Below are 24,819 nucleotides of genomic sequence, written 5' to 3' on the forward strand. Positions count from 1 at the left end.
CCCGCAGGGCTGAACCCGGAATCTGGAGATGAGTCCCAACAATTTCGAGATTCCGGGTTCGATGCTTTCGCATCGCCCCGGAATGACGGAGAATTGACCATGACCATCTCCCGCGAACAGGACGTCACGCCGGCGGTGCTGGCGGTGATGGAGCAGACCACCAATCCGCGGCTGCGCGAGATCATGGTCTCGCTGATCAAGCACCTGCATGGCTTCGTCCGCGATGTCAGGCTGACCGAGGCCGAATTCCGCGAGGCCGCCGCCCTCGTCGCCGAGCTCGGTCAGCGCACGAACGACACCCACAACGAGGTGGTGCTGATGGCCGGCTCGCTCGGCGTCTCGCCGCTGGTCTGCCTGCTCAACAATGGCGATGGCGGCAACACCGAGACGGCGCAGTCGCTGCTCGGTCCGTTCTGGCGGCTGAATTCGCCTGTTACCGCGAACGGCGGCTCGATCGTGCGCTCGGCGACACCAGGGCCGGCGTTGTTCGTCAACGGGCGCGTCGTCGATCCCCATGGCGCGCCGGTCGCCGGCGCCGAGGTCGACGTCTGGCACGCCTCCCCGGTCGGCGCCTACGAGAACCAGGACCCGGAGCAGGCCGACATGAACCTGCGCGGCAAGCTCGTGACCGATGCCGATGGCCGCTTCTGGTTTCGCTCGGTGATGATGGTCGGCTATCCCATCCCGACCGACGGGGTCGTCGGCCGCCTTCTGAAGGCGCAGGGCCGCCATCCTTATCGGCCGGCGCATCTGCACGCGCTGATCGTCAAGCCGGGATTCAAGGTCCTGATCTCGCAGGTCTACGACCCCAACGACCCGCACATCGACAGCGACGTCCAGTTCGGCGTCACCAAGGCGCTGCTCGGCAATTTCATCCGCCACGACGAGCCGCATCCGACCGAGCCCGAAGTCACCACGCCCTGGTATTCGCTCGATCACGTCTACCGGATGGAGATCGGCGACACCGTGCTGCCGCGCGCGCCGATCAAGTAGCGCTTCGGAATATCCATGCTAGTGTGGGCAAGCTGCAACCCTGAAGGGACGGCGCCCACATGTCCTCCACCGACTTGCCGTCCGTTGCCAAGCCTGCCGCGTTGACGGCGACGATGCGTGAGGCGGGTGTGCTCGAGTCCGGCGCGGTCTCGGACGTCGCCGTGATCAGCGACCGGCCGATGCTGTTGTCGCGCATCATCCGCCTTGGTTTGTCTTATAGCGGCGCGGCCCCGGACGCGCCGAAGGTGCTGATCCTGAAAATCCCGATGCCGGCCTTCGCCAAGACGCTGTGGCGGGGCGGGCGCCACGAGGTCAACTTTTATCGCGGACTGGCGCGGCTCATGCCGACGGGCCTGGTGCCCGGCTCTTACGGCGGCGCGTGGGACGAAGCCGCGCTCACCTGGCACTTGTTGCTCGAGGATCTCACCGACACGCACCAGACGGCGACGCCATGGCCGCTGCCGCCCGCGCTGCCCCAGGCCGAGGGGATCGTGCGGGCGCTGGCGCGGCTGCATGCGGCGTGGTGGGACGATCCGCGGCTTGGCGTGTCCATCGGCAGCTTCGCGACCGCGGACGAGCGCGCCGAGCGCGGCAGAACCTTTGCCGGCCACTATCAGCGCTTCGCCGATCAGTTGGGAGACCGCCTGAGCGCGGACCGGCGCGCGGTCTACGAACGCCTGATGGCGGCGACGCCGCGGCTCTCGGAACGCTATCTGTCGCGGCGAAACCTCAGCATTGCGCATGGCGACGCGCATGTTTGGAATTTTCTGGTGCCGAAGGCCGCCGACAGCGACGACGTGCGCGCGTTTGATTTCGACCAGTGGCGGATCGGCGTGCCCGCGAACGATCTCGCCTACATGATCGCGCTGCAGATCTATCCCGACCGTCGGGCGCGGATCGAGCGGCCGTTGCTCGACAGCTATCATCAGACATTGGTCGCAGGCGGTGTGACCGGCTACGACAGGGCGTCGCTGGATCAGGACTATCGTCTCGCCGTACTCTGGCACATCGCCCAGCCGGTCTGGCAATGGGCGATCCAGCTCCCGCCGGTGATCTGGTGGAATAATCTCGAGCGCATCTTCCTTGCGTTCGACGATCTCGGCTGCCGCGAATTGCTGGACTGACGGCGCCTCCCTCGAGACAGGGCCGCACGCGCGCGGCGAGGTCCTTGTCGCTACACGTCACTGCGGTGCATTTGCCGGCGTCGCTACCAGCCCCCTTAACGATCACCAGAGATTGTTCGTCGGCCTTGAACCGCCGGCAAGCATCGGCGCGACATATCGGCATGGGCATGGCGTCGAGGCCAAGTTCGTCGACGGCCTGCGCTCGGTCGCGGCGACGATGGAGCTGTTGGACCTGCAGGAGAAGCGCTCGGATTTCGTCAAGCACGTCCAGGCCGCGGTCGAGGCCGACGTGCAGTCCAACGGCCTGGAGTTGGAATCGGTGTCGCCGACCAAGCTCGACCAGACCGACATCTCGTTCTTCAACGCCGAGAACTTCCTCGACGAGCGCGACATCGCCAACAAGACCGCGAGCACCCGTGCCGAGGTGGCGAGCGCGACGCAGACTGCGTGGCAGACGGGTCGGCGCCCGCTGACGCTTTGCGTCATCGGGCCTGCCCGGGACGACAGCGGAGGTTCTCGGTTTGGGATTCTTGATACCGTCAGCCCGCGACGCGAGCGACCAATTCCCCCGGGGCTGGGGGCGGCGCTGGAGGAGCCACCGCCCCCGCCCGGCACATCACGAGTGGGGCGCTCATGAAGTGCAGTCCCTGCGCGCAACTCATACGCAGAGAACCGAGTGGGGTGGGCAGAAGATAGCCGGAAACGCGCCGGATTGAAGTTACAAATCCATCACGTCGCGGTCACCTTTTTGCTATCCCGGTCCCGCTGCGTCTCAACAGCGCACGCTTTTTCCGTCGCGGGGAACGGTCACTCCATCACCGCGTGATCGGCCGGTGCCGCCTGCGCGGCGCAGTGCCGTCCGAGTCGAGCCGATCATGACCGCGAGCGGGATCGAGACCAGGATGAACATCATGACCAGCTGGTAGTCGTGCGAGAAGGCGAGGATCTGCGCCTGCACCATCACCATCGCATCGGCCATCGCGCGACCGGCATCCGTGGACAGGTTCAGCAGGCCGGCAACATTGGGCATCTGCAGCGCGTGATTGAACGGGTTGATGTGCTCGACCAGGATCGCGTGGTTCCGCCGCGTTCCCTCGGTGAGCTGCGCGATCGCAATGGAGATGCCGATCGAGCTTGCGACATTTCGCACCAGGGTCAGCATCGAGGTTCCATCAGTCCGTAGCTCGCCCGGCAGCGTCAGGAACGCAACCGTCGACAGCGGCACGAAGACGAGGCCGAAGCCAAACCCCTGCATGATGCTGATGGTGATGATCTCCGGCACGCCGGTCTGGTCGGTCCACGCCGTCATCTGGAACAGCGACAGCGCCGTGAGCGCAAGCCCGACGATGATCAAGGTGCGGGCCTCGATATAGCGCAGCATCCGCCCGACCAGCATCATCGCGACGAACGTGCCGCAGCCGCGGGTCGCCAGCAGCACGCCGGCGGTGATGATGGGATAGCCGATGACGTTCTGCAGATAGGGCGAGGACAGCGCCATGGTCGAGAACAGCACCAGCCCCATCACCGTCATGAACACGCAGCCGCCGACGAAATTGCGGTCCTTGAACAGCGCGAACTGGATGAACGGGCGCTGCGTCGTCAGCGAATGCGCCAGGAAATAGTAGAAGCCGACGCCGGCGACGATGAACTCGATGATGATCTCGTTGCTCTCCAGCCAGCCCTGATCCTCGCCGCGGTCGAGTGCGATCTGCAGCGAGCCGATGCCGATGGCGAGCGCAGCGAAGCCGAACCAGTCGAAGGTCAGCTCCGCGTTCGGCTTGGTCTCCTCCATGAACGCCATCAGGCCGAGCACGGTCACGGCGCCGAACGGCAGGTTGACGAAGAACACCCAATGCCAGGAATAGGTCTCGGTCAGCCAGGCGCCCAGCGACGGCCCCATGATCGGGCCGAGCATCACGCCCATGCCCCAGATCGCCATCGCCTTGGCGCGCTCATGCAGCGCGTAGGAGTCCAGCATCACGGCCTGCGACAGCGGCACCAGCGCGGCGCCGAACACGCCCTGCAGCAGGCGGAACAACACCATCTGCGTGATGTCCTGGGCGAGCCCGCACATCACGGAGGCGATGGTGAAGCCGGCCGAGCAGACGATGAAGGTGCGCTTGCGGCCGAAGCGGTTGGCGATCCATCCCACCGGCGCGGTCATGATCGCGGCCGCGACGATGTAGGACGTCAGCACCCAGTTGATCTGGTCCTGCGAGGCCGACAGCGTGCCCTGCATGTAGGGCAGGGCGACGTTGGCGATGGTGGTGTCGAGCGCCTGCATGATCGTCGCCGTCATGGCGCAGATCGTGACCATGTTGCGGCGCAAGCCCGGAACCGCCGCTGATGAGGCCGCCGGCGCAGTCATGGCGCGCTACTCCTCTTTCTCCGCGGCATGCGCCGTGCCGAACAGGCCGGCCAGGGTGCGCTGGTGGCCGGTGTCGATCGCGACGTTCACGCTCATGCCGGCCTTCAGCCGCGCGACATACTTGTCGTTCTTGTCGAAATAGATCCGCACCGGCACGCGCTGCACGACCTTGACGAAGTTGCCGCTTGCGTTCTGCGGCGGCAGGATCGCGAACTGCGCGCCGGTGCCCGGCGACAGCGAGCCGATCGTGCCCTTGAAGCGGTGGTTCGGGAACGCATCGACGTCGAGCTCGACCGGCTGGCCGACCGCGACATAGGTGAAGTCGCTCTCCTTCGGATTGGCGTCGACCCAGGGATTGGCGATGTCGATCACCGAGAACACCGGTGTGCCCGCGGTGACGAAGCGGCCGAGCTGGATCTGGTCGACCTGCGTGGCGATGCCCGGCATCGGCGCGCGCAACGTCGTGTGGTCGAGGTCGCGCTGCGCTTCGTCGAGCTTGGCCTTGGCCTGGACGTAGGGTGGGAACTGCTCCAGCGGCAGCTCGGGATTGCCGAGCAGCTGCGTCTTCGCGTTCGACAGTTGCTGCTTGATGAACTGCGCCTGCGCGCCGGCCGTCACCAGCGCGTTGGCCGCGTTGTCGAGATCGAGCTGCGAGCCGAAATTGTTCTTGGCGAGCGTCTGCTTGCGCTCGACGTCCTTCTGCTTCAGGTCGATACCCTGGTTGGCGAGGTCGAGCATCTGGCCGTAGATCTTGATGTTGGCGGTGAGGTTGTCGTAGGTGGTCCGCGCCTGCTCCAGCGCCGCCTTGGTCTGGTCGACCGCGAGGCGGTAGGGCACGGGATCGATCTCGAACAGCTCGTCGCCCTTCTGCACCTGCTGGCCTTCCTTGACGACGACCTTGATGATCTTGCCGGAGATGTCGGGGGTGATGAGCACCTTCTGGGCGCCGACATAGGCGTCGTCTGTCGTCACGTAGCGGCCGCCGTTGAGATAGAGCACGAGGCCGCCGACGGCGGCGACGAGCGGCAGCACGACCAGCAGCAGCGTGCGACGGTAGCGGCGGACGAATCCGGGGCGCGCCGGCTTTTCGGCGTCGGCCGCCGCATCCGAGCCGGCTTTCTGTTCGGGGGCGAGTTTCAGGGCGGGCTCAGCCATAGCGCTGCTCCTTTCGCTGCTCGTCGCACAACGACTGCAGGGCGTTTCTCACGTTTTCTTTGATGGCCTCGAGGTGGGTCATCAGCCGCTCGGCGTCGTCGGCGCTGATGCCCTGAAGGGCGGTGTCGGTCAGATCGCCGCGCAGCACCGCGAGCTTCGCGAGCAGCGGACGCGCGGCCTTCTTCAGATAGAGCCGGTTGACGCGGCGGTCGGTGTCGTCGCCGCGCCGCTCGATCAGCCCAGCGTCGGCGAGCTTGTCGATCAGCCGCGTCAGCGTGATCGGCTGCATCTCCATCTGCTCGGCGAGCTCGGACTGCTTCATCCCCTCGTTGCGCTCCACCTTGGCCAGCACGGCCCATTGCGCGCGGGTCATGCCGAAGCGCGCCGCCTCCTTGTCGGCATAGGCGCGCACCAGGCGCTGCAGCTCGCCGAGCGTAAACAGGAAATTCACGTCCGCGGACGTGCGGGTCATGGCGGATCTCGATTCAGTGGCGGAAGAAATTGAGCTTTGGCTGTAATGAGCCTCCGATATAATAAGCAAGCTTATGAATATTTGATGGCCCCGCCGAGCGCACCGGCCCCGCCGAAGATGCATGGCTCGGCCGCGGCCTTTGGCGAGACCGGCCCGAGATGCTAGATTGTCAGCAATGACCCTCGCAAAGCCCACCTTCCCGGCGCCGGACCACGACCATGGCCGCTGCGCGGCCGATGCCCTGGACCATGCCGAGCGCATCTGCGCTCAGCGCGGCCAGAAGTTCACGTCGCAGCGCCGCCAGGTGTTGGAGGCGCTGCTGTCGAGCCACCGGCCGCTCGGGGCCTACGAGATCATCGAGGAACTTGCCAAGGTCACCGCGCGGCCCGCGCCGATCACCGTGTACCGCGCGCTCGAGTTCCTGATGGCGAACGGCCTGGTGCACCGCATCGAGAGCCGAAATGCCTTCCTCGCCTGCGCCCACGACCACGAGCAGACCGCGCTGGTGGCGTTCCTGATCTGCGAGAGCTGCGGCGCCGTTGGCGAGGTTCCGGCAGCGCCGATCGCGGAAAGCCTGAAGCTGGCCGCTGCGGCAACGGGCTTCACACCGAAGCTTTCCGTCGTCGAGATCACCGGGTTGTGCGCGCATTGCCAGAGGGCCGCGTGAGGTCCGTCACTGCGGCCGAAGCTATACACGTGTGAATGACTGTCGTATTCGAGGTTCAGCGCGAGAACGGTGCGCGCAGGGAGAGGCGAGCACCGCCGCCGCTCTACCTCCGCATCATCTCCGACCGACAAAGACAAAGCTGACCACACCTTGATGGCGGTCCGAATACAAAGAAACGCGCCAGGGAGCCAACGTCCTCGTGTCCGCAACGTCAACCTCCTCCGCCGCGACCCGGCCGCTCGGCCTGGGCGCGATCGCCGTCATCCTCGTGCTGTGCCTGTCCTGGGCGTTCAATCAGATCGCGGTGAAGCTCGCGCTGCCTGAAATTCCGCCGCTGCTGCAGGCCACCTTCCGTTCGCTCGGTGCGCTGCCGGTGCTGCTGGTGTTCGCGCGGGTGCGCGGCGTGAAGATGTTCGAGCGCGACGGCACGCTGGGGCTCGGCCTGGTGGCAGGCCTGCTGTTCGGCTTGGAATTCGTGCTGATCTATCAGGGCCTGCTGCTGACCTCGGCGTCGCGCGCCATCGTGTTCCTGTATACCGCGCCGTTCTTCGTCGCGCTCGGCTCGTTCCGCTTCCTCGGCGAGCGGATGGGGCCGGCGCAATGGGGCGGGCTGGCGCTCAGCTTCACCGGTGTGGCGCTGGCGATCGGCATTCCCCAGGCCGATGTCGACGGCCGCGTGCTGCTCGGCGATCTCCTGGTGGTCGGCGGCGGCCTGCTCTGGGGTGTGACCACGGTGTTCGTCAAAGGCACCCGGCTGCGCTTCATCGCGCCCGAGCGGGCATTGGGGTACCAGGTCGCGGTCTCCGTCCCGATCATGGCCGTGGCGGCGCTCATTGCCGGGGAGCGGTTGACCCAGGTTCCCAGCCCGTTCGTGATCGGCCTGATGGCGTACCAGTCGATCTGGGTGGTCGGGACCACGTTCACGATCTGGTTCGCGTTGATCAAGGCCTACTCGGCCAGCAAATTGTCGGCATTTACCTTCATCACCCCTTTATTCGGGGTGGTGGCGAGCTATTTCATCCTGCATGACGCCCTGACGCTGGCCTTTGGCCTGGCTGCCGTGCTTGTGATCGTTGGGCTTTTTCTCGTAAACCGCCCGAACCGCGTGGTGCTGGCCGCGACTGATCCATTGCTGAATGTCACCAAAACCTGATATCCGAGCGCCCATGAACAAGCCCGAGATCCTGACCGAGAACACCTCAGCGTCCGATGTCGCCGGACCCGCTCCCCGGCATCAGACCACCCGCGTCATGGTCGGCAACGTCGCCGTCGGCGGCGGCGCCCCGATCGTGGTGCAGTCGATGACCAACACCGACACCGCCGACGTCGACCAGACGGTGGCCCAGGTTGCAGCGCTGGCGCGCGCCGGGTCCGAGATGGTCCGCATCACGGTCGACCGCGAGGAGGCCGCCGCGGCCGTCCCGCAGATCCGCGAGCAGCTCGACAAGCGCGGCATCACCACGCCCTTGATCGGCGACTTCCACTATATCGGCCACAAGCTGCTGACCGACTATCCGGCCTGCGCCGAGGCGCTGGCGAAATACCGCATCAATCCCGGCAATGTCGGCTTCAAGGACAAGCGGGACACGCAGTTCTCGACCATCATCGAGCTCGCCAACAAATACGGCAAGCCGGTGCGCATCGGCGCCAATTGGGGCTCGCTCGACCAGGAGCTGCTCAGCAAGCTGATGGACGAGAACGCCGCTTCCGCGAGCCCGCGCGATGCCCGCGCGGTGATGCGCGAAGCGATGGTGCAGTCGGCATTGCTGTCGGCCGCCCGCGCCCAGGAGCTCGGCATGCCGAAGGACCGCATCATCCTGTCGGCCAAGGTCTCGGCCGTGCAGGACCTGATCGCGGTGTATCAGGACCTCGCCGCACGCTCCGACTACGCCATCCATCTGGGCCTCACCGAGGCCGGCATGGGTTCGAAGGGCATCGTCGCCTCCTCGGCGGCGCTCGGCATCCTGCTGCAGCAGGGCATCGGCGACACCATCCGCATCTCGCTGACCCCGGAGCCCGGCGGCGACCGCACCCTCGAAGTGCAGGTCGCGCAGGAGCTGCTGCAGACCATGGGCTTCCGCACCTTCGTGCCGCTGGTCGCGGCGTGCCCGGGTTGCGGCCGCACCACCTCGACCACGTTCCAGGAGCTGGCGCGCTCGATCCAGGATTTCATCCGCGAGGAGATGCCGGCCTGGAAGACGCAATATCCCGGCGTGGAAGCGCTCAACGTCGCCGTCATGGGCTGCATCGTCAACGGCCCCGGCGAATCCAAGCACGCCAATATCGGCATCTCGCTGCCTGGCACCGGCGAGGCCCCGGCCGCGCCGGTCTTCGTCGACGGCAAGAAGTTCCGCACCCTGCGCGGGCCCACCATCGCCGCCGACTTCAAGGCGCTGGTCATCGACTACATCGACCAGCGCTACGGCAGCGGCGCGAAAGCGCCGGAGAACGTGACCGCGGCGGAGTAGGGCGGCACGCTGGTCCCGGCTCAGCCAGCGGCGCCTCCTGTCCGCTGGGTTGATCGGGCGGTTGCTTGCGGCGAGAAGGCCTGACCATTCGTTACTCCGTCATGTCCGGGCTTGTCCCGGGCATCCACGTCGTTCCGAGGATGCCGAGCGGCGTGGATGGCCGGGACGAGCCCGGCCATGACGATGTGGCAGCAGACGGTCGCACAACTCCGATCGTCATATGCGATCCCTCTGTCGCAGGCGGGGAGCTTGAGAAAGAGTCCTCAGCTAGATTTCATGTCCAATCGGCCTGCCGTGAGAGCGACAGCCGACCTGCAACCGACGGCTGCTTGTGCCGCGCGCCGCGGTCTGAAATTTTTGCACGCGGATCGGCTGCAACGCACGCCGTGATGTCGCGGTTGCCCCCATCAGAACGGCGCCCGCCCCACTGCCGCCCGCATGATCAGCACCTTGAGGCCTGCTGAAGAGGACGCCTCGATGAATCTCGACATCCGCGAAATGGAACTCGCCGAGACCTCGATGGTCATCGACTACTTCTATTCGTCGAGCATCGAGCAGCTCGACGTGATGGGCATCGATCCGACGCGGATGCCGACCAGGCAGGTGTGGACCGGACTGTTCCAGACGCTCTACGACACGCCCTTGGCCGAGCGCGCGGCGCTGCTGGTGATCTGGCGGCTCGACGGCCGCCCGATCGGCTTCTCCAGTTGCGACCGCATCGTGTTCGGCAACCGCGCCCACATGCATCTGCACGTCACCGAGCCGGAGCTGCGCGGCCGCGGCCTCGGCACCGCATGCGTCCGCCGCAGTATCGATTTCTATTTTGAGCGGCTGCAGCTCAAGCAGTTGTTCTGCGAGCCGCACGCCTACAACACCGCCCCCAACCGCGCCCTGCAGAAGGCCGGATTCCGCTACTTGAAGACCTACAAGACCGTGCCCGGCCCGATGAACTACCATCAGGCCGTGACGCGCTGGATGATCGAGCGGTGAGGGTGAGGCTCCCCTCGATAGCGGGGAGAGATGTGCGCGGCTCTATCCACGTCATTGCGAGTGCAAGCGAAGCAATCCAGGGCCGCGCAAGGATTTCTGGATTGCTTCGCTGCGCCGCAGCGCTCGCAATGACGGCGTTTGCCGCAACATCGCGTCCTACAACCCCGCCACCAGCCCTCCGCTCCTACAGCGGCACGTGCCCATATTCGCGATTGGCGAGGCTCGCCTCTTCCAGATCGAGATCGCGCTCGATGCGGCGGCGGGTCTCGTCGGTGATCTTGCCGTCGCGCAGCATCACATGGATGAATTTGCGTTCCGCCGTGATCAGCTCGCGGGTCAGCTCGATGCCGAGCGCCGATGCGTCGTTGTCCTCGGGCTTCAGACCTTCCGGGAGCTGGTTGGTCCGTACCTCGTGGCGCGCCCGCAGCAGCCGCACCACCTCGTCCGACAGCTCGCGATCGCTGGTCATCGTTTCCAGCGACCGCAAGGCGCTGTCGAGCGCCTCGCGCCGGGCCGCGATCTCCTGCTCATGCTCGCGCTGATGCTCGGCGCGACCCTGGTTGCCGACCCCGAGCCAGCGCACGACGGCCGGCAGGGTCAGGCCGAGACCGATCAGGGTGAAGAAGATCACGCCGAAGGCGATGAACAGGATCTGGTCGCGATAGGGAAACGCATCGCCGGTCGAGAGCGTCAGCGGCAGCGCCAGCGCGGTGGCGAGCGAGACCGTGCCGCGCACGCCGGTGAAGCCGATGATGAAGGTCTGCCGCCACGGCGGCAGCGGATCGCGCGCGCGCAGCGAACTGCTCAGGAGGCGCGGCAGGATCGTCGCCGGGAAGGTCCAGGCGAAGCGTGCGATCACGACGATGGCGAGCACCAGCGCGGTCGCGATCATGATGTCGTCGAGCGGAAAGACCTTCGACTTCTCGTAGATCAGCCGCATCTGGAAGCCGGTCAGCAGGAACAGCATGCCCTCGATGAGGTAGATCATCAGGTCCCAGAAGAAGATGCCCTGCAGGCGGGTCGCCGAGGAGATCCACAGCGGTCCGTTCCAGCTCATGTAGAGGCCGCAGGCCACGGTCGCGATCACGCCGGAGCCGCCGACATGCTCGGGGATCCAGAACGCCAGATACGGCGTCAGCACCGACAGGGTGATCTCGACCTGCGGGTCGCGGGCATAGTGACGGGCGCGCAGCATCAGCCAGCCGACGCCGATGCCGAACGCGATCTCGCCGACCACGATCAGGCCGAACTCGCCGGCCGCGACCGGAAAGGAGAAGGCGCCGGTGGTGATGGCGGCCACCGCGAAGCGATAGAGGATCAGCGCTGTCGCGTCATTGGCGAGGCCCTCGCCTTCGAGGATCACCATGACCCGGCGCGGCAGATGCAGCCGGCGGGCGATGGCGAGCGGCGCCACGACGTCGGGCGGCGCCACGATGGCGCCGAGCAGGAAGCCGAGGCTCCAGGGCAGGCCGAGAAGATAGTGGGTCGCGGTGGCCACCATGGAGGCGGTGAAGATCACGCAGCCGACCGCGAGCAGCACGATCGGCCGCAGATTGCGCTTGAACTCGCGCCAGCTCATCGCGACGCTCGACGAATAGATCAGCGGCGGCAGCACCACCAGCAGCACGAGCTCGGGCGGCAGCGCGAACGCCGGCATCGTCGGCACGAAGGCGAGCGCGATGCCGGCGAGCATCAAGAGGATCGCCGGCGCGAGATTGGCGCGTCGCGCGATCAGGGCGGTTCCCGCCAACACGGCCAGCAGGATCAGGAATATCTGAAAGTGAGCTTCCATGGCTGGGGGCTTGGCGTCGTTGCGCCGGCGTCAATCCCGGAGGTCGTAGCGGTAGGACTTCGACACGATCTGCCAGCCGTCCTTCAGTTTCATCGCCACGAGATAATCGGTGAAATAGCGCGGCGGCAGCTGGCACCGCACCTTGATGAAGGCCGTCTTGTCGTCCGAACGATCGATGGTGACGATGAAGTCCTCGCGCGGCTTGCCCTCGCCCTTCGCCGACGGGCGCTTGCGCACCCAGGCCAGCCAATCCGGCACGGTCAGGATCTTGAGCTCGCCATTCTCGACCCAGCGCAGGTCAGCGGTGGGGTGGAACACGGCACCGAGCTTGTCGGCGTCGCCCTCGTAGAGCGCATCGAAATAGCCCTGAACGACGGCCTCGACGGTGGAACGGTCTGTGCTCACGGCCAACTCCCTGGGAACCTGGACAAACAAGGATCGCATTTTCGATGCAAAGCGGCGCTTGGCAAGGCATGAACTGGCGTCATTGCGCCAGCGACAGACTATAATGGCCGAGGCCAGGTCGATCGGGAATAAATCTGCGTGATCCCGGTCACAAGCCGAATGGGCTGCACTCTGATAGGCAGGTCCCAGCAGATCTCCCAGCGGTATGGGGTGGGTACGATGTCTTGGTCACTTCGATTGGGCGGTTACATCCTGACGGCAGCGCTGCTGCTGATCGGCCACCCCGCGCTCGCCGAGAAGCGGGTGGCGCTCGTCATCGGCAACTCCGCCTATCAGAACGTGCCGCAGCTCACGAACCCCGCCAATGACGGCGCGGTGATGACCGCGACCTTCAAGAGCGCCGGCTTCGACGTCGTCGATTACAGGCGCGATCTCACCGCCCGTGAGACCCGGCGGGCGCTGCGCGATTTTGCCGACGCCGCGCGCGATGCCGACATCGCCGTGGTCTACTATGCGGGCCACGGCATGGAAGTCGAAGGGGCCAACTACCTGATCCCGATCGATGCCCGGCTCGAGCGTGATACCGACGTCTATGACGAGACGCTGTCGCTCGACCGCATCCTGGTTGCCGTCGAGCCGGCCAAGAAGCTGCGGCTGGTCATTCTCGATGCCTGCCGCGACAATCCGTTCACCCGCAACATGCAGCGGACGGTGGCGACCCGCAGCCTCGGTCGCGGCCTCGCCAAGGTCGAGCCGACCAGCCCCAATACGCTGATCGCCTACTCCGCGAAGGCCGGCTCCACGGCGCAGGACGGCGACGGCAAGAACAGCCCCTTTACACTGGCGCTGTCGCGGCACATCGCGACGCCCGGCCTCGACGTCCGCAAGGCGTTCGGCTTCGTGCGCGACGAGGTGCTGAAGTCGACCGGCAACCGCCAGGAGCCGTTCGTGTATGGCTCGCTGGGCGGTGAGGACGTGCCGCTGGTTCCTGGCGTGCCGCGCGTCGTCACGCAGATGCCGGTGGCGCCGCCCGCAAATCCGCAGGCCGACATCCGGCGCGACTACGAGCTTGCGATGCAGGTCGGCAACAAGGGCGCGCTGAACGCGTTCCTGGCGCAATATCCGGACGGCTTCTACGCCAGCCTTGCCAAGTTGCAGCTCGAAAAGCTCACCGCCGAGGAGAATCGCGCCGCCGCTTCCGAGAAGGCCCGCGCCACCGAGGCCGAGCGCGCGCGACTCGTCGCGGAGGGCGCCCGCAAGGATACCCTCGCCAAGGCGGAGGCCGAGGCCAAGGCGGCCGAGCAGGCGCGCATTGCTGCCGAGAAGGCCAATCAGCTGGCACAGCAGCAGGCGGCCGACGCCGAGAAGAAGCGGCAGGAGCAGCAGCTCGCGGCGGCCGACAATCCACGCGCGGCGACATCGCCGGGCGCGCCGGCGGCCGCAGCCCTGCAGCAGGGGCCTGAGGTCGCCTCGCTGACTCCCCCATCGCAGCCGGCTGATCTCGCCAAATCCGTTCAACTCGAGCTGCGCCGCGTCGGCTGCCTCAGCGAGGACGCCGATGGCGACTGGGGCTCGGCCTCGCGCCGCTCGCTGTCGCAGTTCAACCGCTATGCGGGCACCAAGCTCGACACCCAGGCGGCCTCGGCCGATGCGCTGCAGGCGATCAAGCTCAAGCAGGCCCGCGTCTGCCCGCTGGTCTGCCAGCATGGCACCAAGCCGGACGGCGACCGCTGCACGCGCGTCGTCTGCGCCGAGGGCTCGTTCGTCAACGACGACAATGAATGCGAGAAGCGGCGCGAGAAGAAGCCGGTCGCCAAGCGCGGGCAGGACGACGAGGACATGCCGTCGCGCCGTCGCGCCCGTGCTGCTCCCGAGCCCGGCCTGCCGCTTCCCAATGCCGGCGTCGGCGTCGGCATCGGGTCGGCCCCGGGCTACGCCAGGCCGCAGACCCAGGCCGCTCGGCCGCCGAAGTCCACCGGCCAGATCTATTGCGATGCCTATCTGTGCCGCGCCGTCAGGCCCGGCTGCCGTCTCGAATATCGTGGCGGCGGTGGTCCGGCCAACAACGCCAGCGTCGAGGTGTGCAACTGATCAGGACGAGATTACGCTGGCGGCGATGTTGACCATCAGGGCGACCAGCGCGGTGTTGTAAATGAACGAGATGATGCCGTGCACGGTCGCGGTGCGGCGGATGATCTTGTCGGTGATGCCGACGTCGGAGACCTGGGCGGTCATGCCGATGACGAAGGAGAAGTAGACGAAGTCCCAGTAGTCGGCGTGCTCGTCGGTGTCGCCGCTGGGGAATTGCAGGCCCCCGGGCTTGGCGCCGCGGTAGTAGTCATGGGCGTAGTGCAGGGCGAAGGTCGCATGCACGGCGGCCCAGGACAGCGAGACGGTGAGCAGCGCCAGCGTCAGCGCCGGCGCGTCGCGCTTGGAGGCGCCGAGCTCGAGCACGATCGCGGCGATGCTGGCGAAGGCGCCGAGCGCCGTGACCAGCAGGATCACGAAACGGCCGTCGTCCTGCATGATCGCCTTGCGGCGGATGTGATGATGCTCGCTGCGAAGCATCATCGCCGCGACCAGCACGAGGTAGAGCGCGGTGAAGATGTCCCAGGCGAGCAGCAGCCGCGTGATCAGGCGGAGCGCCTGCGGCAGCAGGAAGAACGCGATGATCGCGATGCCCAGCGAAACGAAGGTGCGCGGCCGCGCATAGATGACGCGCAACGCAGCCGGCATGCTTGCGAAGCGAGCGAGGTCCGGATCGTCGGGATGGACTCCGGCCAACGCCTCGCCTCAGCTCTTGCGCTCGGCGACGAAGTGGGCGGCGGCGCGCAGCACGTCGCCCTTGGCGCCGAAGATCGACAGCGCGGCATCGCCGCGGGCGAGGAGGTCGCGGACGCGCTGCCTGGCGCCCTCGACGCCGAGCTGGGTGACGAAAGTGGTCTTGCCGAGCTCGGCGTCGGCGCCGGCCGGCTTGCCGAGCGTCGCGGCATCGCCCTCGACATCGAGCAGGTCGTCGGCGATCTGGAAGGCTTCGCCGAGCGCGCGGCCGTAATCGTCGAGCGCCTGGTACTCGGCTGCCGACGCCTGGCCGAGCAGGGCGCCGGCGATGCAGCCGAAGCGGAGCAGGGCGCCGGTCTTCATCTGCTGCACGCGAGCGACGTCGACCGGGTCGCGGTCGCCGAACCGGCCCTCGCCGGCCAGATCGAGGATCTGGCCGCCGGCCATGCCGCCGACACCGGCGCAGCGGGCCAGCGCCCGGGTCAGCGCCAGCCGGACGCCGGCATCGGGATGGATCTCGTCGCGGGTGATGATGTCGAAGGCGATGGTCAGCAACGCGTCGCCGGCCAGGATCGCGGTAGCGTCGTCATAGGCCTTGTGCAGGGTCGGACGTCCCCGGCGCAGGTCGGAATTGTCCATCGCCGGCAGATCGTCATGGATCAGGGAATAGCAGTGGATGCATTCGAGCGCCGCGCCCGCCATCAGCGCGCCGCGCCGGGGCACGCCGAACACGGCGGCGCTCTCGACCACCAGGAACGGGCGCAGCCGCTTGCCGCCGTTGAGGCTCGAATAGCGCATCGACTCGATCAGCCGCTTCGGCCTGATGATCTCGTCCGCCAGCGGCGCATCGCCGAGGAGCTCGCCGAGCAGGGCTTCGGTCTCTTCCGCGGTCTTGTCCAGGCGTTGGGTGAAGTCGGTGAGGGCCGTCGCAGTCATTTAACAAGAGCTCCAGGGGCAAAATTCGCCGGACAATCGTTGATGGCGGCGACTTCGTCAATTGCCGGGGCGATGGCGGCTTTCGGCCGCAACGGCGGAAAAAAGCAGGAAACCTCATGGAGATGTCGGATAATCCCGGCCAATTGTCCGCCGCCGCGGCGGTCCAACCCGAGCGACGCCTGCCCTTGCGTACCGTCAGAACCATCCTCCTGATCGTCGTGCTGGTGCTGCTCGTGCCCTACGCGCTGACGCCGTTCTATGCCGTGGGTCACCCCGACTCGACCCTGATGCTGTGGCGGTCGGTGACGGGGCAGCCGGTAACGCGGCACTGGATCGACCTCTCGGCGATGTCGCCGTATTTGCCCCGCTCGGTGGTGGCCGCGGAGGATGCCAAATTCTGCGGCCATCACGGCATCGACTGGGGGGCGCTGCGGGAGGTCATGGACGACGCCGAGGACGGCGAGGTCAGCCGCGGCGGCTCGACCATCACCCAGCAGGTTGCCAAGAACCTGTTCCTCTGGCAGGGCCGCAGCTATGTCCGCAAGGCGCTGGAACTGCCGCTGGCGCTGTGGATCGATCTCGTGCTCAGCAAGCGGCGCATTCTCGAGATCTATCTCAACATCGCCGAGCTTGGCCCATCCGGCCAGTTCGGCGTCGAGGCGGGCGCAAATTACGCCTTCAACCGCTCCGCCGCGGGGCTCGGCCCGCGCGAGGCGGGGTTGATGGCCTCGATCCTGCCGAACCCCGTCCGGCGCAGTGCCCGGGTTCCGGGGCCGGGCGTGCGGCGGCTGTCGGCGACCTACATGGTGCGGGCCCAGGCCTCCAGCCTGCAGACCTGCTGGGGGGAGCGGCGTTGAGACCCGAGCGGGCGCAATTTTGGCCAAAAATGCCTCGGAGAGCCCTAGCCATGCCGCACCCCTTCCTCTATAAGCGCGGCCTTGATCGGCATCCGGGCTCGCCAGCTTCATGGCTGCAGCCGTCCTTTGCGGACGATGCCTTGCAAAAATACCCTAGAGGATACCGATATGGCCGTCCCCAGAAGAAAAACTTCGCCGTCGCGCCGCGGCATGCGCCGCTCGGCTGACGCCATCAAGAAGCCGACCTATGTCGAGGACAAGGATTCCGGCGAGCTGCGTCGTCCGCACCACCTGGACCTGAAGACCGGCATGTACAAGGGCCGCCAGGTTCTGAAGAAGAAAGACGCCTGATTGTCCGCGCGGGCCGCTTTCCAAGCTGCCCGAATTCGGCCATCGATGGGGTTGAAAGCGGTCCCGTGCGACGTGATTCGCCGGGACCGTTGCGTATCTGTGTCGCGTGATCCCGTCTCGCTGTCATCATCTTCGCACCGATTGATTTTGCGCCGGGCCGCCGCCCGCGCCATCCAAGGCTTCAACCGATGTCCATGGTCGGTTTCCCGCTGCTGCTGATCCCGCTGGCGATCTACAACATGATCGTCTTCCTGATGCCGGGGGTCGCCTTCAGCGAGACGCTGCTGCGCCTTCAGCTTCCGTCCGGCGAGGTCTGGACGATCTCGCTCGGCGACATGCTGCTGGCCCTGGGCGTGCTGCTGCTGCTGCTCGAAATCATCAAGGCGGCGAAGCCGAACGGGAAATATCTGACCGATCATCTGCTGTCGCTGCTGGTCTTCGGCGGCGCCGCGGCGGAATTCGTGATGTGGCAGAAGTTCGGGAATTCGACCTTTCTGCTGCTGACCCTGCTGGCGATGGTCGATTTCTTCGGCGGCATCTCGCTGCGCACCAAGCGCGCCGCCCGCGCCCTCGTAGCCGCGCCTGCTCACGCGCCGGTTCCTGCCGACGTGCCCGTCTCTGATCCCGAGCCCGAACTGATCGAAGAATCGGTCAAAGAACCGGCCAGGGCGGAGCTTCAGCCGGCGGATGCCGCTGCCCCTCCTGCACCCGACGAGGAGTCCACCGATGCCGTGCCGGCAGCGGCCTCCGTCGCCGAATCGGTGCTGCTCGATCGCTCGGTGCCCCGGCCGGCTGCTGCGGAGCCGAAAGGCGCTGCCCCGGAGTTGCAGGCCGAGGTGACCGGCCCGGGGGCCCAAGAGCCGCCAAAAACCGACACGCCAAAGGCCTGACGCGCAGGCGAGCCGCGCTCAGATCACCTGCCGGGTCCGGCCGACGGCCCGCGTCACCGGTTGAAGCCTCGCCGCATAGGCGTTGTGCACGTCTGCCGGCGCGGCACGCCTCAGCGTGCGGGTCTGTGGCAGGTGCTCGGCGGTCGCGATCAGATGGGTGACGAAGCTGGCGTCGGGGCGGGAGGCGCGGACCATGCGCGCGCGATGCTCGTCGCTGGTGCCGGCCGGCAGCAGCACGACCGAGCGCGACGTCTCCTCCGTTCGGTCCAGGCGGCCCTCGTCCTGATCAATCGTTAACATTGCCCAACCATTACCGGCGCGCGTGTCACGTTATGGGACGCCGGAGCCTTTCGCCATTCCAACTCGCAAAGCCAATGCCGTTCCAAGCGCGTCGGGCGCTGTACGTTCCAAAGATGGTTGACGCGTCTCGGACACGCGCCCGTCGCCTCGGCATGCTCTCCGTTAACCAGAGATGCGTAGTCTGATTCGCGAAGTCGGCCGCCGCCGCTCGCGCTGATACGCGTCGGCCGTTCCCAAATCAGCGCCGGTCTTGCCGGCCTGTGCCGAAACGAGGCGATCTTGACATCCGAATTGCCACAGACCGCGATGATCCTGGCGTCCCTGGGCCAAGCTGCCTTCGTCTGGGATCTGGCGAGCGACGTGATCGTCTGGAGCGATCACGTCGGGGCGGTGTTTGCCGACGTTCCGCTGCCGCAACTCTGCAACGGCGCCGAATTCAGCAAGCTCATCGAGCCGGACCGCAGCATCCGCTCCGAGATCATGCACCAGGCGGCGCCGCTGCATGGCGCCGCCGGCACGCCGTACCGGATCGAATATGGCGTGCGCACCCACGCGGGTGCGCCGCTGATCTGGGTCGAGGAGACCGGCTGCTGGTTCGCCGGCCCCGATGGGCGGCCATCGCGTGCCCAGGGCATCGTGCGGATCAACAACGAGCGCCACGCCCGCGAGGAGCAACTGCTCAAGCTGTCACGCCACGATCCGCTGACCGGCGAGCTGAACCGGACGCACCTGTTGGCGACGCTTGCCGAGGTGATCGAGGAGTCGCAGCGGTTCCGCTTCTCCTGCGCCTTCATGCTGGTCGGCATTGATCATCTCGCGCGCATCAACGACGCCTTCGGCTTCGACGTCGCCGACGGCGTCGTGCTGGAGATCGCCCAGCGCATCCGGGGCCGGCTCCGCGGCGGCGACACGCTCGGGCGGTTCTCGGGCAACAAGTTCGGGTTGATCCTGAAGAACTGTACGATGGACGACATGAACACCGCCGCCGAACGCTTCCTCGCGACGGTGCGCGACGAGGTGGTGCCGACCAAGTCTGGTCCGGTCGCCGTCACCGCGACGATCGGCGCAGTCAGCGTTCCCCGTCACGCCCGCTCGGTCGAGGAGGCGGTCAACCGCGCCCATGAGACGCTCGACGCCGCCAAGCGCCGCCGCATCGGATCGTTCTCGACCTGGCGGCCGAACGTGGAGCGCGACGCGCAGCGCAAGGTCAACATCCGCGTCACCGATGAGATCGTGACCGCGCTCAATGAGCGGCGCATCGTCACGGCGTTCGAGCCGGTGGTGAATGCCAACACGCTTGCGCCCGCCTTCTATGAATGCCTGGTGCGGATGCGCCAGGATGACGGTCGGGCCCTCCTGGCGCCGGACGTCGTGCCGGTCGCCGAACGTCTCGGCCTGATCCGCCTGGTCGATCACCGCATTCTGGAGCTGGTGGTGGCGGAGCTTGCGAGCACGCCCGACGTCACCCTGAGCCTCAACATCTCGCCTGAGACCACCATGGATCCGGACTGGTGGGCCTCGATCGAGTCCATGATGCGCGCCCATCCGGGGGCCGCCGAACGGCTGATCGTCGAGATCACCGAGACGGTCGAGATCCAGGACGTCGACGATCTCCGCGGCTTCGTGACGCGGCTGAAAGATCTCGGCAGCCGAATTGCCATCGATGATTTCGGCGCCGGACACACCTCGTTCCGCAATCTGCGCAAGCTCGGCGTCGACATCGTCAAGATTGACGGCGCCTTCGTGCAGAATCTCGTGCGCTCGGCTGACGACCGCGCCTTCGTGCAGACGCTGGTCGAGCTGGCGCGACGGCTGCAGATCAAGACGGTCGCGGAATGGGTGCAGGACGAGGCGTCGGTCGCGCTGCTGCGCGACTGGGGCTGCGATTACATCCAGGGACGGGTGATTGGCCTCGCCTCGGTCGATCGGCCGTGGATCGGTAACGGCACGGTCGAGTTGCCGGCGGCGAGCTGATCGGCCGCCGGCCTTCGGCGTCAGCCTTGCTGCTCGTCCTTCTTCGGCTCGGACATGCGGTCGAGCCGGTCCTGCATTTCCTTCATCTGACGACGCAGCTCGTCGATGTTGTCGTCGGCGGCCGGGGTCGGCTCGGCCGCCTTTTCCTCCCCGCGGGCCGGCGGCGCGAACGGCTTGAACATCGAGAAGGTCTGCTGGAACAGCTCCATGTTGCGGCGCACCTGCTCCTCGAGCGGCGCGAATGGCGTCCCGCTGAAGGTGTCAGCGATCTGCTTGCGGAACTTTTCCTGCTCTCTGGTCAGGGTATCGATCGACTGCTCAAGGTATTTCGGCACCACCATCTGCATGCTGTCGCCGTAGAAGCGGATGAGCTGGCGCAGGAACGTGGTCGGCAGCAGGTTCTGGCCGGCTTTGTTCTCCTGTTCGAAGATGATCTGGGCGAGTACGGAGCGCGTGATGTCGTCGCCGGTCTTGGCGTCGTAGACCAGGAAATCCTCCCCGTTCTTAACCATCGAGGCCAGATCTTCGAGGGTCACGTAGGTACTCGTCCCGGTATTGTAGAGCCGCCGGTTCGCGTATTTCTTGATTGTGGTGGGTTGGTCAGATTTCGCCATGAGCTCACACATGCAAACCGAGAACAGGGAACCCGGCGGCGTCGCCGCAGGGCGAAGAGCTACGCAATGCAATAACGTAATCACTTTCGGGCGAGTTCGGCTACGGTTTTGTGCGGAACGGTTAATCCCGCAGCAGAAATCTTGCTCACGAAACGGCCAAGCATCCCAATTTGAATGCGCTGCAACAGGAATTGCTGATGCCGCCAATTGACATGTCGCAACGACGTTAACAGGATGAAGCGCGAAGGTTTCGCACTCGCCAATCCGGGGCTTGCGGACGGCTGGCACGACCGTGAACTGAAAAGATCATTTTCATTTCAAATACCCTCAAGTTCTCAAGCCCTCGCTTTCACGTCCAAGATCAAGAACCCCAGGAGATGCCCATGTCAGACGATGTCGTCATCGTCAGCGCCGCCCGTACCCCGGTTGGAAGCTTCAACGGTGCCTTTGCCAGTGTTCCGGCCCATGAGCTGGGCGCTGTCGCCATCAAGGCCGCACTGGAACGCGCCGGCATCGAGCCGGGCCGTGTGTCCGAAGTCATTCTGGGGCAGATCCTGACCGCAGCTCAGGGCCAGAACCCGGCCCGTCAGGCCTCGATCGCCGCCGGCATTCCGGTGGAAAGCCCGGCCTGGGGCATCAACCAGCTGTGCGGCTCGGGCCTGCGCTCCGTCGCGCTGGGCTACCAGGCGCTCGTCAATGGCGACTCCGACATCGTGGTTGCCGGCGGCCAGGAGTCGATGAGCATGGCGGCGCATGCGCAATACCTGCGCGCCGGCGTGAAGATGGGCTCGCTCGATCTGGTCGACACGATGATCAAGGACGGTCTGTGGGATGCCTTCAACGGCTATCACATGGGCAACACCGCCGAGAACGTTGCGAAGCAATATCAGATCACCCGCGCGCAGCAGGACGAGTTCGCCGTTGCATCGCAGAACAAGGCCGAGGCCGCTCAAAAATCCGGCAGGTTCAAGGACGAGATCGCGCCCGTGACGGTCAAGAGCCGCAAGGGCGACACCGTGGTCGACACCGACGAATACCCGCGTCATGGCGCGACGGTCGAGGCCATGGCCAAGCTGCGTGCGGCCTTCGAGAAGGACGGCACGGTCACCGCCGGCAACGCGTCGGGCATCAATGACGGCGCAGCGGCCGTGGTGCTGATGACCGCCAAGCAGGCAGCCAAGGAAGGCAAGACCCCGCTCGCCCGGATCGTGTCCTGGGGACAGGCCGGCGTCGACCCGAAGATCATGGGCACCGGCCCGATCCCGGCGTCGCGCACGGCGCTGAAGAAGGCCGGCTGGAATATCGCCGACCTCGACCTGATCGAAGCCAACGAGGCGTTCGCCGCGCAGGCCTGTGCCGTGAACAAGGACCTCGGCTGGGATCCGGCCAAGGTCAACGTCAACGGCGGTGCGATCGCGATCGGCCATCCAATCGGTGCATCCGGCGCGCGCGTGCTCGTGACCCTGCTGCATGAGATGCAGAAGCGCGACGCCAAGAAGGGCCTCGCGACGCTGTGCATCGGCGGTGGCATGGGCATCGCGCTGTGCGTCGCACGCGACTAGAAAGCCGGCACTGACTGCGAACCGTTCAGTCTTCGCAATCGCGTCCAGCTCAACTAAAGATCAACGCCCGGCGATCTCGCCGGGCGTTTTGTTCTTGATGTCCGTCAAACACGTCGCATAATCGACCACTAAAAAAATGGAGTTGAGCGAGCATCGAGGGTCGTGCGGCAAGTTGATCGTCGCACGACGTTTCATGATCCAATAACAACGGTATGCACGGTGGCAGCCAGAGGTTGTCCTGTGCGATCAGTCATCGAGGGAAGGATTCGACATGGCACGTGTGGCGTTGGTGACCGGGGGGACGCGCGGTATCGGAGCGGCGATCAGCAAGGCGCTGAAGGCGGCAGGATACAAGGTCGCGGCGAATTACGGCGGCAACGATGCCGCTGCGGAGAAGTTCAAGAGCGAGACGGAGATCCCCGTCTACAAATGGGACGTCAGCTCGTTCGAGGCCTGCGGCGAAGGTATCAAGAAGGTCGAAGCCGATCTCGGTCCCATCGACGTGCTGATCAACAATGCCGGCATCACCCGTGACACGGCCTTCCACAAAATGACGCTCGAGCAGTGGAGCGCCGTCATCAACACCAATCTCGGCTCGCTGTTCAACATGACCCGCCCGGTCATTGAGGGCATGCGCGCGCGCAAGTTCGGCCGCATCATCAACATCTCCTCGATCAACGGCCAGAAGGGCCAGTTTGGCCAAGTCAACTACTCCGCGGCGAAGGCCGGCGACATCGGCTTCACCAAGGCGCTCGCGCTGGAGACGGCCAAGGCCGGCATTACCGTCAACGTGATCTGCCCGGGCTACATCAACACCGAGATGGTGCAGGCGGTGCCGAAGGACGTGCTCGAGAAAGCCATTCTGCCGCTGATTCCGGTGGGGCGCCTCGGCGAGCCCGAGGAGATCGCGCGCGCCGTGGTGTTCCTCGCGGCGGATGAGGCGGGAGCCATCACCGGCTCGACGCTGTCGGTCAATGGCGGCCAGTACATGGTGTGATCCGCGCCGGCGGCGTTGCCTCCGGCCGCCTTCTGCGGTTAAGGAAATCGAACGCCCGCGCTCGCCGCGGGCATTCACGTCTTGGACGCTCCCCGCACGGACGAAGGCGTGGTGGCCGGCATGAGCCGGCCGTGACGGAGCCTGCCGCCTGATGTCCCAGCGAACTGCGACCCTGATCGGTCTGACCGCGATCCTGATGTGGTCGCTGCTCGCCTTGTTGACGGTGGCGACGGGTACGATCCCCGCCTTCCAGCTTGCGGCAATGACCTTTGCTGTCGGCGGCGCGGTCGGCCTGCTCAGTGTGTTGCGTCGACCGGATGGGCTGCAGGTGTTGCGGCAGCCGGCGAGGGCGTGGGCCGTGGGCGTCGGCGGCCTGTTCGGCTATCACGCGCTGTATTTCCTGGCGCTGCGCTTCGCGCCGCCGGCGGAAGCCGGGCTGCTGAACTATCTCTGGCCGCTGCTGATCGTGATGTTCTCGGCCTTCCTGCCTGGCGAGCGCCTGGCGGTCCATCACGTCATCGGCGCCGCGATCGGTCTCGTCGGAACCGCGCTGCTGTTGCTCGGCAACGGTGCGAGCTTCGCTGCGAGCCAGTTGCCGGGGCTTGCGGCCGCCTTCGTCGCGGCGTTCGTGTGGGCGATCTATTCGGTGCTCTCGCGTCGTCTGAAGGCGGTGCCGACCGATGCGGTCGCCGGCTTCTGCCTGGCGACGTCCGCGCTGGCGGCCCTGGTCCATGTTGCGGTCGAGCGAACGGTCTGGCCCGACAGCCCGACGCAGTGGCTCGCTGTTGCCGGTCTCGGCATCGGCCCGGTGGGTGCTGCGTTCTACGCCTGGGACATCGGCATGAAGCGGGGCGACATTCGGGTGCTCGGTGCGGCGTCCTATGCGACGCCGCTGCTGTCGACGGCGTTCCTGATCGTTGCCGGCTACGCGCGGCCGAGCGCGACCATCGCCGTGGCGGCGCTGCTGATCGCCGGCGGCGGTCTGGTCGCGGCCAAGGACATGTTCCTTCTGCGCAAGCGCTGACCGCGTCAGGTTGAGCGAAAGCCAGGCTGTGCCCGCTCGCATGCGGACTTCGGTACGGCGGCCCGAATCCGCCGGTTATCCTTGATGCGCACTTAACCG

General features: G+C 66.2%; 22 protein-coding genes and 2 pseudogenes. 15 read left to right on the forward strand and 9 right to left on the reverse strand.

The window, feature by feature from the left end:
* The first annotated feature begins 99 nt into the window (after positions 1-99).
* The 3 genes and pseudogenes from QX124_RS11985 to QX124_RS11995 form a co-directional block, all read left to right on the forward strand.
* Positions 100-993, forward strand: a complete 894-nt coding sequence (locus tag QX124_RS11985; RefSeq protein ID WP_315797264.1) for a dioxygenase — start codon at positions 100-102, stop codon at positions 991-993.
* Between the two features lie 59 nt (positions 994-1,052).
* Entirely contained in the window at positions 1,053-2,117 is a 1,065-nt protein-coding gene (locus QX124_RS11990; RefSeq protein ID WP_315797265.1) for a phosphotransferase, read from the forward strand.
* A 172-nt stretch (positions 2,118-2,289) separates the two neighbouring features.
* Positions 2,290-2,565, forward strand: a pseudogene (locus QX124_RS11995) (SPFH domain-containing protein); the annotation flags it as partial.
* Between the two features lie 359 nt (positions 2,566-2,924).
* Here QX124_RS11995 and QX124_RS12000 read toward each other — a convergent pair.
* The 3 genes and pseudogenes from QX124_RS12000 to QX124_RS12010 all read right to left on the reverse strand — a co-directional run bounded on the left by QX124_RS12000 (position 2,925) and on the right by QX124_RS12010 (position 6,112).
* Positions 2,925-4,485: pseudogene (locus QX124_RS12000) on the reverse strand (DHA2 family efflux MFS transporter permease subunit).
* Between the two features lie 6 nt (positions 4,486-4,491).
* Complete coding sequence (locus tag QX124_RS12005) at positions 4,492-5,640, reverse strand: HlyD family secretion protein (RefSeq protein ID WP_315797266.1); 1,149 nt, start codon at positions 5,638-5,640, stop codon at positions 4,492-4,494.
* Positions 5,633-6,112, reverse strand: a complete 480-nt coding sequence (locus QX124_RS12010) for a MarR family transcriptional regulator (RefSeq protein WP_315756866.1) — start codon at positions 6,110-6,112, stop codon at positions 5,633-5,635. The genes QX124_RS12005 and QX124_RS12010 overlap by 8 nt, the downstream gene beginning before the upstream one ends.
* 175 nt (positions 6,113-6,287) lie before the next feature.
* On the opposite strand from QX124_RS12010, the gene QX124_RS12015 reads away from it, so the two are divergent.
* From QX124_RS12015 to QX124_RS12030, 4 genes are all read left to right on the forward strand, one after another.
* On the forward strand, positions 6,288-6,779 hold the full coding sequence (locus tag QX124_RS12015) for a Fur family transcriptional regulator (protein WP_315756867.1): 492 nt from the start codon (positions 6,288-6,290) through the stop codon (positions 6,777-6,779).
* A gap of 199 nt (positions 6,780-6,978) precedes the next feature.
* Positions 6,979-7,932: a DMT family transporter gene (locus QX124_RS12020; RefSeq protein ID WP_315735294.1), complete on the forward strand. Its 954-nt coding sequence runs from the start codon at positions 6,979-6,981 to the stop codon at positions 7,930-7,932.
* A gap of 13 nt (positions 7,933-7,945) precedes the next feature.
* Positions 7,946-9,247 (forward strand): flavodoxin-dependent (E)-4-hydroxy-3-methylbut-2-enyl-diphosphate synthase, encoded by a 1,302-nt coding sequence (gene ispG, locus QX124_RS12025; protein WP_315797267.1) that lies wholly within the window; start codon positions 7,946-7,948, stop codon positions 9,245-9,247.
* Positions 9,248-9,724: 477 nt separating this feature from the next.
* Positions 9,725-10,237 carry a GNAT family protein gene (locus QX124_RS12030; protein ID WP_315735290.1) on the forward strand — a complete coding sequence of 171 codons (513 nt, stop codon included), beginning with the start codon at positions 9,725-9,727 and terminating at the stop codon, positions 10,235-10,237.
* Between the two features lie 184 nt (positions 10,238-10,421).
* Here QX124_RS12030 and QX124_RS12035 read toward each other — a convergent pair whose 3' ends face one another.
* Complete coding sequence (locus QX124_RS12035; protein WP_315797268.1) at positions 10,422-12,029, reverse strand: Na+/H+ antiporter; 1,608 nt, start codon at positions 12,027-12,029, stop codon at positions 10,422-10,424.
* Between the two features lie 30 nt (positions 12,030-12,059).
* Positions 12,060-12,434: a nuclear transport factor 2 family protein gene (locus QX124_RS12040; RefSeq protein WP_315775717.1), complete on the reverse strand. Its 375-nt coding sequence runs from the start codon at positions 12,432-12,434 to the stop codon at positions 12,060-12,062.
* Between the two features lie 219 nt (positions 12,435-12,653).
* Here QX124_RS12040 and QX124_RS12045 point away from each other — a divergent pair, with 219 nt between their 5' ends.
* Entirely contained in the window at positions 12,654-14,525 is a 1,872-nt protein-coding gene (locus QX124_RS12045; protein WP_315797269.1) for a caspase domain-containing protein, read from the forward strand.
* On the opposite strand, the gene QX124_RS12050 is transcribed toward QX124_RS12045, so the two are convergent.
* Complete coding sequence (locus QX124_RS12050) at positions 14,526-15,218, reverse strand: DUF1345 domain-containing protein (protein WP_315735282.1); 693 nt, start codon at positions 15,216-15,218, stop codon at positions 14,526-14,528. It abuts the gene before it with no gap.
* A gap of 9 nt (positions 15,219-15,227) precedes the next feature.
* Positions 15,228-16,151, reverse strand: coding sequence for a farnesyl diphosphate synthase (locus tag QX124_RS12055; protein WP_315735280.1), 924 nt, complete (start codon positions 16,149-16,151; stop codon positions 15,228-15,230).
* Between the two features lie 185 nt (positions 16,152-16,336).
* On the opposite strand from QX124_RS12055, the gene QX124_RS12060 reads away from it, so the two are divergent.
* From QX124_RS12060 to QX124_RS12070, 3 genes are all read left to right on the forward strand, one after another.
* Positions 16,337-17,008, forward strand: a complete 672-nt coding sequence (locus tag QX124_RS12060) for a biosynthetic peptidoglycan transglycosylase (RefSeq protein ID WP_315797351.1) — start codon at positions 16,337-16,339, stop codon at positions 17,006-17,008.
* 168 nt (positions 17,009-17,176) lie between these two features.
* Positions 17,177-17,359: a 50S ribosomal protein L32 gene (rpmF, locus tag QX124_RS12065; RefSeq protein WP_006610266.1), complete on the forward strand. Its 183-nt coding sequence runs from the start codon at positions 17,177-17,179 to the stop codon at positions 17,357-17,359.
* 188 nt (positions 17,360-17,547) lie between these two features.
* Positions 17,548-18,249, forward strand: a complete 702-nt coding sequence (locus QX124_RS12070) for a hypothetical protein (RefSeq protein ID WP_315797270.1) — start codon at positions 17,548-17,550, stop codon at positions 18,247-18,249.
* A gap of 18 nt (positions 18,250-18,267) precedes the next feature.
* Here the strand turns inward: QX124_RS12070 and QX124_RS12075 are convergent, their stop codons facing one another.
* Positions 18,268-18,549 (reverse strand): hypothetical protein, encoded by a 282-nt coding sequence (locus QX124_RS12075; protein WP_315775713.1) that lies wholly within the window; start codon positions 18,547-18,549, stop codon positions 18,268-18,270.
* 306 nt (positions 18,550-18,855) lie between these two features.
* Between QX124_RS12075 and QX124_RS12080 the strand changes: the two genes are divergently transcribed.
* The gene (locus tag QX124_RS12080) at positions 18,856-20,523 is read left to right on the forward strand and encodes a bifunctional diguanylate cyclase/phosphodiesterase (RefSeq protein WP_315797352.1); all 1,668 of its coding nucleotides are present in this window, start codon (positions 18,856-18,858) and stop codon (positions 20,521-20,523) included.
* Positions 20,524-20,543: 20 nt separating this feature from the next.
* Here QX124_RS12080 and phaR read toward each other — a convergent pair whose 3' ends face one another.
* Positions 20,544-21,137, reverse strand: coding sequence for a polyhydroxyalkanoate synthesis repressor PhaR (phaR, locus tag QX124_RS12085; protein ID WP_315735740.1), 594 nt, complete (start codon positions 21,135-21,137; stop codon positions 20,544-20,546).
* 383 nt (positions 21,138-21,520) lie between these two features.
* On the opposite strand from phaR, the gene QX124_RS12090 reads away from it, so the two are divergent.
* The 3 genes from QX124_RS12090 (at position 21,521) to QX124_RS12100 (ending at position 24,720) form a co-directional block, all read left to right on the forward strand.
* The gene (locus QX124_RS12090; RefSeq protein WP_315775712.1) at positions 21,521-22,699 is read left to right on the forward strand and encodes an acetyl-CoA C-acetyltransferase; all 1,179 of its coding nucleotides are present in this window, start codon (positions 21,521-21,523) and stop codon (positions 22,697-22,699) included.
* A 271-nt stretch (positions 22,700-22,970) separates the two neighbouring features.
* Positions 22,971-23,696 carry a beta-ketoacyl-ACP reductase gene (locus tag QX124_RS12095; protein ID WP_315715178.1) on the forward strand — a complete coding sequence of 242 codons (726 nt, stop codon included), beginning with the start codon at positions 22,971-22,973 and terminating at the stop codon, positions 23,694-23,696.
* Between the two features lie 151 nt (positions 23,697-23,847).
* On the forward strand, positions 23,848-24,720 hold the full coding sequence (locus QX124_RS12100) for a DMT family transporter (protein WP_315783357.1): 873 nt from the start codon (positions 23,848-23,850) through the stop codon (positions 24,718-24,720).
* The last annotated feature ends 99 nt before the right edge of the window (positions 24,721-24,819 follow it).

Origin of the sequence: Bradyrhizobium sp. SZCCHNRI3043 (assembly GCF_032377735.1) — a bacterium.
Lineage (GTDB): Bacteria > Pseudomonadota > Alphaproteobacteria > Rhizobiales > Xanthobacteraceae > Bradyrhizobium.

Coding starts and splice junctions, on each gene's coding strand:
- QX124_RS12045 (WP_315797269.1), top strand. CDS start 12,654: ATGTCTTGGTCACTTCGATTGGGCGGTTACATCCTGACGGCAGCGCTG.
- QX124_RS11990 (WP_315797265.1), top strand. CDS start 1,053: ATGTCCTCCACCGACTTGCCGTCCGTTGCCAAGCCTGCCGCGTTGACG.
- QX124_RS12010 (WP_315756866.1), bottom strand. CDS start 6,112: ATGACCCGCACGTCCGCGGACGTGAATTTCCTGTTTACGCTCGGCGAG.
- ispG (WP_315797267.1), top strand. CDS start 7,946: ATGAACAAGCCCGAGATCCTGACCGAGAACACCTCAGCGTCCGATGTC.
- QX124_RS12080 (WP_315797352.1), top strand. CDS start 18,856: ATGATCCTGGCGTCCCTGGGCCAAGCTGCCTTCGTCTGGGATCTGGCG.
- QX124_RS12100 (WP_315783357.1), top strand. CDS start 23,848: ATGTCCCAGCGAACTGCGACCCTGATCGGTCTGACCGCGATCCTGATG.
- phaR (WP_315735740.1), bottom strand. CDS start 21,137: ATGGCGAAATCTGACCAACCCACCACAATCAAGAAATACGCGAACCGG.
- QX124_RS12035 (WP_315797268.1), bottom strand. CDS start 12,029: ATGGAAGCTCACTTTCAGATATTCCTGATCCTGCTGGCCGTGTTGGCG.
- QX124_RS12075 (WP_315775713.1), bottom strand. CDS start 18,549: ATGTTAACGATTGATCAGGACGAGGGCCGCCTGGACCGAACGGAGGAG.
- QX124_RS12005 (WP_315797266.1), bottom strand. CDS start 5,640: ATGGCTGAGCCCGCCCTGAAACTCGCCCCCGAACAGAAAGCCGGCTCG.
- QX124_RS12055 (WP_315735280.1), bottom strand. CDS start 16,151: ATGACTGCGACGGCCCTCACCGACTTCACCCAACGCCTGGACAAGACC.
- QX124_RS11985 (WP_315797264.1), top strand. CDS start 100: ATGACCATCTCCCGCGAACAGGACGTCACGCCGGCGGTGCTGGCGGTG.
- QX124_RS12090 (WP_315775712.1), top strand. CDS start 21,521: ATGTCAGACGATGTCGTCATCGTCAGCGCCGCCCGTACCCCGGTTGGA.
- QX124_RS12030 (WP_315735290.1), top strand. CDS start 9,725: ATGAATCTCGACATCCGCGAAATGGAACTCGCCGAGACCTCGATGGTC.
- QX124_RS12070 (WP_315797270.1), top strand. CDS start 17,548: ATGTCCATGGTCGGTTTCCCGCTGCTGCTGATCCCGCTGGCGATCTAC.
- QX124_RS12095 (WP_315715178.1), top strand. CDS start 22,971: ATGGCACGTGTGGCGTTGGTGACCGGGGGGACGCGCGGTATCGGAGCG.
- rpmF (WP_006610266.1), top strand. CDS start 17,177: ATGGCCGTCCCCAGAAGAAAAACTTCGCCGTCGCGCCGCGGCATGCGC.
- QX124_RS12015 (WP_315756867.1), top strand. CDS start 6,288: ATGACCCTCGCAAAGCCCACCTTCCCGGCGCCGGACCACGACCATGGC.